This is a genomic window from Phenylobacterium sp. (assembly GCF_030697305.1).
Taxonomy (GTDB): domain Bacteria; phylum Pseudomonadota; class Alphaproteobacteria; order Caulobacterales; family Caulobacteraceae; genus Phenylobacterium.
Genome location: NZ_JAUYQL010000001.1, coordinates 1 through 6,827 on the forward strand (window position 1 = coordinate 1; position 6,827 = coordinate 6,827).

The 6,827-nt window shown below is 69.5% G+C and carries 8 protein-coding genes; 2 read left to right on the plus strand and 6 right to left on the minus strand.

Going from position 1 to position 6,827, the window contains the following annotated elements:
* Nucleotides 1–783, minus strand: a 783-nt coding sequence (locus Q8R27_RS00005; protein WP_305697076.1) for a hypothetical protein, incomplete at its 3' end; no start/stop codon positions are given.
* A gap of 116 nt (nucleotides 784–899) precedes the next feature.
* On the opposite strand from Q8R27_RS00005, the gene Q8R27_RS00010 reads away from it, so the two are divergent.
* A complete protein-coding gene (locus tag Q8R27_RS00010) occupies nucleotides 900–1,427 on the plus strand; it encodes an adenine phosphoribosyltransferase (protein WP_305697077.1) in 528 nt (175 codons plus the stop codon).
* A 46-nt stretch (nucleotides 1,428–1,473) separates the two neighbouring features.
* Nucleotides 1,474–1,947 carry a hypothetical protein gene (locus Q8R27_RS00015; protein WP_305697078.1) on the plus strand — a complete coding sequence of 158 codons (474 nt, stop codon included), beginning with the start codon at nucleotides 1,474–1,476 and terminating at the stop codon, nucleotides 1,945–1,947.
* Here the strand turns inward: Q8R27_RS00015 and Q8R27_RS00020 are convergent.
* The 5 genes from Q8R27_RS00020 to Q8R27_RS00040 all read right to left on the minus strand — a co-directional run bounded on the left by Q8R27_RS00020 (nucleotide 1,868) and on the right by Q8R27_RS00040 (nucleotide 6,799).
* Nucleotides 1,868–3,673, minus strand: coding sequence for a hypothetical protein (locus Q8R27_RS00020; RefSeq protein ID WP_305697079.1), 1,806 nt, complete (start codon nucleotides 3,671–3,673; stop codon nucleotides 1,868–1,870). The genes Q8R27_RS00015 and Q8R27_RS00020 overlap by 80 nt on opposite strands.
* Nucleotides 3,660–4,337: a dienelactone hydrolase family protein gene (locus Q8R27_RS00025; protein ID WP_305697080.1), complete on the minus strand. Its 678-nt coding sequence runs from the start codon at nucleotides 4,335–4,337 to the stop codon at nucleotides 3,660–3,662. The genes Q8R27_RS00020 and Q8R27_RS00025 overlap by 14 nt, the downstream gene beginning before the upstream one ends.
* Before the next feature lie 13 nt (nucleotides 4,338–4,350).
* Nucleotides 4,351–5,448, minus strand: a complete 1,098-nt coding sequence (ychF, locus tag Q8R27_RS00030) for a redox-regulated ATPase YchF (protein ID WP_305697081.1) — start codon at nucleotides 5,446–5,448, stop codon at nucleotides 4,351–4,353.
* Between the two features lie 86 nt (nucleotides 5,449–5,534).
* Complete coding sequence (gene pth / locus Q8R27_RS00035; protein WP_305697082.1) at nucleotides 5,535–6,146, minus strand: aminoacyl-tRNA hydrolase; 612 nt, start codon at nucleotides 6,144–6,146, stop codon at nucleotides 5,535–5,537.
* A 44-nt stretch (nucleotides 6,147–6,190) separates the two neighbouring features.
* A complete protein-coding gene (locus tag Q8R27_RS00040; RefSeq protein WP_305697083.1) occupies nucleotides 6,191–6,799 on the minus strand; it encodes a 50S ribosomal protein L25/general stress protein Ctc in 609 nt (202 codons plus the stop codon).
* Nucleotides 6,800–6,827 lie beyond the last annotated feature (28 nt).

The following is a 6,827-nucleotide window of genomic DNA, read 5'->3' on the forward strand; positions in this document are numbered from 1 at the left end:
GTCGAACCGCCAGGCGTGGCTTGCCAGGATCGGCGCGCCGATCACGCCCTCGACCCCGCGCGGGACCGCGCCCGCGGGCAGAAGCCCGGCCAGCTGTTCGGAGATCAGATCTCCCGCGAACGACAGCTCGCTCAACCGCGCCGCGCCGATCCCGCCCGGATAGAGTTCCTTGGGATCGGTCGCCGTGGGGACCGAGGCATTGCGTTCATCCAACCGCACCGCGAGGTCCTGGCCGGTGGCGAGGATAAACCGCCCACGCCGCGTGCGGGTCCCATCGCTCACCGCCGCCTCGGCTATCGGCCGCCCGCCCGCTTTGCGAAGCGGCAGGCTCAGGCGCGAGCGGACCGTCGGCGCCTCGCCTTTGCGCCACACCGCCAGCCGGCAGGGCGCGAACCTTATGTCGATCACATAGTGGGACAGCACGTCGGCGCCGATGACGCCGGCGATCGGCGTCGGCATGGCGACGCTGCGTGCATCGAGATCGGCGACCTCGATCGTCAGACCGGTCCGGCGCATGCCGGCGAAACGCACCTCGCCGCGGAGCTCGACAGCCGTGTCCTCCGGCGTCAACAGGCCGGCGCCTTGCGTGCGGGTGTCGTGGAGCTGGGTGCGCGCGGTCCCCGTGTCGATGATGTAGTCGCCGGCGATCCCATGCACCGAGGCGGCCGCGACCAGCTGGGCGCCCTCGAACCAGCAGGCGGTTTCGCCGGCGCTCGCCGGGCGAGGCCCGATGGCGAACGCGGCGGCCGAGGCGGCCAGGACGAGGCGGGCGATGCACTTCAAGCGTCAGGCGTCCTGTTCGGATCATCATAGCCAAGCCCGCGCGCCTCGGCGATAAGCGCCGCACGGCGTGGAGCCTGCCCGGATCGTCCTGGGCCCGCCGCTGCGAGTGTGCGCCGATGAACCTGGCCGAGATGATCCGGACGATCCCCGACTACCCCAAGCCGGGGATCATGTTCCGCGACATCACCACCTTGCTGGGCGACGCCCGCGCCTTTCGCCGCGCGGTGGACGAGCTTGTGCAACCGTTCGCCGGCCGCAAGATCGACAAGGTGGCTGGCGTCGAGGCCCGCGGCTTCATCCTGGGCGGGGCCGTCGCCCACCAGCTTTCCGTCGGGTTCGTGCCGCTGCGCAAGAAAGGCAAGCTGCCGTTCACGACCATCGCCGCCGAATACGCGCTGGAATACGGCGTCGACACCATCGAGATGCACGCCGACGCGATCACGGCCGGCGAGCGGGTGATGCTGATCGACGACCTGATCGCCACCGGCGGCACGGCGCTGGCCTCGCTGGAGCTGCTCAGGCGCGTGGGCGCGGAGGTCGTCGCTGCGGCGTTCATCGTCGATCTGCCGGATCTGGGCGGCGCCGAGCGCCTGCGTGCGGCCGGCGTGCCGGTCTCCACCCTGGTGGCCTTCGAGGGTCACTGAGTCCTTCGCCATATCGGCGCCCAAAGGCCCCGTCAGGATCGCACCCATGGCCTTCACGCGCGCGTGGGTGAACTTCAAACGAATGCAGGATGTGGCGGCGGCCGCGGCCATGCTGATCTATGCGGGCGCAGTCGTGCGCGCCTTTCAGGTGCTGCCGGGCGGCAGCGAGCTGATCGTGCAGCGTGCGCTGATCTGGCCGGCTATGTTCATGGCCTTGTCCCTGCTCGTACCGCTGGCGACGCCGCCGCTTCGCCGCCTGCTCGGCCGCTATGTGTGGATGAGCTATCAGGCCGGTTTCGGTCAGACCCCGGCCTCGGTTCTGGGCGGCATCGGCCTGCTCTGCGGCGCGGCGCTGTTCATCTACTGGCAGGTGGCGGCGGTCGCCCATGGCGGGCGTTATCCGGCCGGGGTGTTCTCCGGCTATGGGGCCGGGATCGGGATCATGCTGGCCCAGGCGCTGCTGGTGCGGGTCCTGGAGCGCCTGCCGGAAGTGCGCCGCCTGATCGAGGAACCGTCGTGACCGGCTTGCCACCGATTTCGCAGGCGCGGCCGTCGCGCAGGATGGCGTAGGCGGTCACCGAGATCTTCGGCGGACGCGCCGAGGCGGTCCAGCCGACGTTGGGGTTATCGACCTGCGGCACGACCTGAGGCACGTCCGGTCGGTTATCGCCGCCCGCGCCGACGCCGACGATCCTTCCGTCGCCGCCCACCAGCACCAGTTCCTTGACGCGCTGGTCGGCGACCGCGTCCCACGCCCAGCCAGCGCCCCTCCAGGCCGCACCCGATGCGCCTGGCGCCGGCGTCCAGGCGTCGAACGCCCCGGTGCACTCCGTCCGTGGCGCGACCTTCAGCACCTGGCGCAGGGGGCGACCGGTCCAGCGGCCTCGCGGCTCGGCGAAGATCGACAGCCGATGCTCGCGCAAGAACGCCGCCAGTTCGCGCGGCGTGGCCGGATCGGGGAACAGCCGGGTCAGCGCCTCGTCGTCGGCGGCGCCGGACAGCAGCGTCTCGGCGCCCAGCGCCACCTGGCCGCGCCACAGCCCGACCACGCCGAACATCGGCCCCTGGAGGACGACGATCTGGTGCGCGGCGAGCCCGAGCGGAACCAGCATGGCGAGCCTGGGCCACCACTGGGCGCGGGACTGCGCTTGCAGGGCCCAGAACATCAGCTGGGCCGCCCAGAACCACGCGGAAGGCGTCACGTAGCGGCTGGCCAGGGCTTGCTCCAGGCCGAAGCTTAGGCGGCCCAGGGCGGTGACGCCGGCGCTGGCCATGACGAACAACGCGACGCCCAGCAGCGCGAGCTGCGCCGGACTTCGACTGCGCTGGATACACACGGTTGCGGCCATGATCGCCATCCCCGCCATGCCGGCGAAGCCCAGGATCATCGCCTGCTGCACACCCCACAGGCCGCACCAGCCGCCGAGGTAGACCGCGACGTAGGATGCGAAGGCCAGGGGGTCGGCGAGCGCCAGGGACGGCGGCGAGTGGCTTGCGACCAGGTGGAAGCCGTGCAGGTACAGCCCGGTCGTCGCAACGGTCGCCGCGAGCGCCACGGCGGCGGCGCGCAGTGGCAGGCGGGCGATCACGGCGACGGCGGCCATGGCGGCTCCCGCCAGCACGCCATTGGCCATCGAGAAGCTGGCCACCGCCAACAGGGCGAACGCCAGCCCCAACCTCGGCCAATGCAGGACGGGCGCATCGCGCACGCCGAGGCAGAAGGCGTAGATCGCCCAGGCGGCGCAGCAGTAGACGCCGACGAACTGCACCTGGAAGCCCCAGACCAGGTTCTCCCACTGCAGCAGGCTGAACAGCCCGGCCGCGGCGACGGCGGCGGCGCAGGCCTTCAGCGGGGTGACGCCGCCTTCGCGCGCCATGACCAGAAACAACAGCGCGCCCATGGCCTGGATGGCGAAGATCGCCGCGGTGTTCAGGTAGTTCGACCCGCCGGTGAGCACATAGTCCCCCAGCAGAATGATCCGCGGGAACAGGATCCGATGCTCGTTATGCTGACGCCACAGGTCCTCGAAGCGCAGGCCGTGGTCGAGCAAGGCGCGGTACTCGTTCACTGTCGCCCACTGGTCCATGTAGGGGACGCTTTGGTGGGTCGAGAGCACGGCGATCAGCGAGGTCGCCGCGACATAGGCCGGCAGCAGAAGTGCTACGCCGGCCACCGCCAGGCCGAGCAGATGGGCGGCGCCCCAGCGCGGGCGGTCGATCGGCTCGCGTTCGTTAAGCGTCGCCACGGCCGCCGCCATTGCGGGCGAAGAGGGCGAGGGTGCGCAAGGTGGAAAGCTGCGCCGAATCTGCGTGATAGCCACTTGGCGCGACGAAGGCGTGGCCGGCGTTGTACATATGGATCGGCAGGTCAGGATGACGCTCGGCGATCGCGTCCACATCGCCCGGCGGGATCAGTTCGTCCTTGCGGCCAAAGTGCAGAATCGTGGGGACGCGCGGCGTTTCGGCCACATATTCAATGATCTGGCCGCCATAGAAGCAGGAGACGGCGGAGACTCCTTCGCAGCGGCAGGCCGCCAGCCACGCCGCCGTCCCGCCAAAGCAGAAGCCCAGGACGAACACCGGGCCTTTCAAGGCGTCGATCGCCGCCTGCACATCCCCCGTGGTGGTGTCGCCCCAGCCGGTCCGCTCTGCGTAGGCGGTCTGGTCGGCGAGGCGTGCGGGGTCGGTGTTCTGTTCCGCAAAACCGGGTTCGAACCGGTCGAACAGACTGGGCGCGAGGGTCTCGTAGCCGTGCTCGGCGTAGGCGTCGCACAGCTCGCGGATATGGGGCGTGACGCCCCAGACCGCATGCAGGACCACCAAGCCGCCGCGCCGCGCGTCGGGGACCTGGGCGTGATAGGCGTCGAAGGCGAAGGTGTCCGCGCCGCTCAGCCGTACGGTCTCGCCCATGCGTGAAGGGTCCTCAGACGTTGAAGCGGAAGTTGAGCACGTCACCGTCCTGGACCACGTACTCCTTGCCTTCCTGGCGCATCTTGCCGGCTTCGCGCGCGCCAGCCTCGCCCTTCAGCCGCACATAGTCGTCAAAGGCGATGGTCTCGGCGCGAATGAAGCCCTTCTCGAAGTCGGTGTGGATCACGCCGGCCGCCTGCGGCGCGGTGGCGCCCACCGGAATGGTCCAGGCGCGCGCCTCCTTGGGGCCGGCGGTGAAATAGGTCTGCAGGCCGACCAGCTTGAAGGCCTCGCGGATCAGCTTGTTGAGGCCAGGCTCGCTGAGCCCCAAGGTCTCGAGGAAGTCGCCGCGCTCGCCCGCGTCCAGAAGGGCGATCTCGCTCTCGATCTGGGCGGAGATCACCACCGTCTCGGCGTGGTCGCGGGCCGCGCGTTCGGCGACACGCGCCGAGTGGGCGTTGCCGCTCTCGGCCGAGGCCTCGTCGACATTGGCCACATAGAGCGCGGGCTTCGAGGTGATCAGCTGCAGCATCCGCCAGGCCTTCTCGTCCTCGGGCGGGACCTCGGCGTTGCGCGCCGGACGCCCCTGGTTCAGCTCTGCCAGCGCCAGGTTCGCCAGCCGCAGGGTCGTGGCCGATTCCTTGTCCCCGGTCTTGGCGCGCTTATCGAGGTTGGGGATGCGCTTTTCCAGGCTCTCCAGGTCGGCCAGCATCAATTCGGTTTCGATGATCTCCAGGTCGGAGATCGGGTCGACCCGGCCCTCTACGTGGGTGATGTCGTCGTCCTCGAAACAACGGGTGACGAAGGCCACCGCGTCGGTGTCGCGGATGTTCGCCAGGAACTGGTTGCCCAGACCCTCGCCCTTGGAGGCGCCGCGCACCAGGCCTGCGACATCGACGAAGTTGATCCGCGCGGGGATGATCTCCTTGGAGCCGGCGATGGTCGCCAGCGACTCCAGCCGCGGTTCCGGCACCGCCACGTCGCCGACGTTCGGTTCGATCGTGCAGAACGGATAGTTGGCCGCCTGCGCCTGCGCGGTCTGGGTCAGGGCGTTGAACAGGGTGGACTTGCCGACGTTGGGCAGGCCGACGATCGCGACTTTCAGGGCCATTCGGATCTCGAGGGGTTTGCAGTTGGGCGCCGGTTTAGCCGAGCACGCGCGGCTTGTCGCCGGGAACCGCCGCTGCGCCGCCCCCGTCAGTCGCGCGCGCGGCGGGGGTCGGCCTTCTCGGCCGGGGCCAGGCGCATGACTTCGGTCTGGTACTTCTCGTCCTCGCCAGCGGCCAGCAGGGGGGCGGCCTCGGCGCAGGCGCGTAGCAGGGCGTCGACCCAGTCCCCCTCGGCCTTGTGGAAATCCGAGAGCACGAAACCCTGGACCAGCGCCTTGTCACCCGGATGGCCGGTGCCCAGGCGCGCGCGACGGAACTCGGACCCGACCTGGGCGGCGATCGAGCGCACGCCGTTGTTCCCGGCCGCGCCCCCGCCGGTCTTCATCCGGAAGCGTCCTGGGGCGAGGTCGATCTCGTCGTAGAACACCACGAGGTCGGCAGGCTGCAGCTTGAAGAACTTCAGCGCTTCGCCGACCGAACGGCCGCTCTCGTTGTAGAAGGTTTGCGGCTTGAGGATAAGCGCGCGCACGGCGCCTGAGGGCGTCTCGATTGAGCCCTCGCGCGCCAGCGCCTGGAAGCGCCGACGCTCTGGCCCGAAACGCCAGCGGTCGGCGATGGAGTCCACCGCCGACCAGCCGAAATTGTGTCGATTGCCGGCGTATCGATCGCCGGGATTGCCCAGCCCTGCGAGGATCAGCATGGCGCCGTTCCCCTCAGGGCGAGCTAGGGCAGGGGCCGGACCGGTTAGGAGCCGGCGGCCTCAGAGCCTTCTTCGCCTTCGCCGGCTTCTTCAGACGCCTGTGCCGAGGAACCAGCGATGATCGCGACCACGAATTCCTGGTCGGCCGTCGCCACAACGCCCGCGGGTAGCGCGAACGCGGAGACGCGGATTGCGTCGCCGATGTCCAGGCCTTCGAGATCGTAGCTCAGCTCTTCCGGGATCTGATCCGCCGGGCAGAGCAGTTCGATTTCGTGGGCGACGATGTTCAGGGTGCCGCCGCGCTTGATGCCCGGCGAGGCTTCATGATTGGTGAAGTGCACCGGCACGGAGATCTTGATCTGCTGGTGAGCGTCGACCCGATAGAGGTCGAAATGGATCGGCTCGTCGGTGACCGGATGCACCTGGATCGCCTTGGCGATCACCGGCTGCGTTTCCGAGCCGTGCTTCAGGGTCACCAGGTGGCCCAGGAGCTTGCCCGTATAAAGCGCCTTGCGGAACTCGTTGGCGCGCACGGCGATGGCCACCGGGGCCTGGGTTCCGCCATACAGCACGCCGGGCACCTTGCCCTCGCGCCGCGCATCGCGGGCGCCGCCGGTTCCGGTGCGCTCGCGCACTTCAACGTTCAGTACGATATCGGCCCTGGCCTCGCCTCAAAACGAA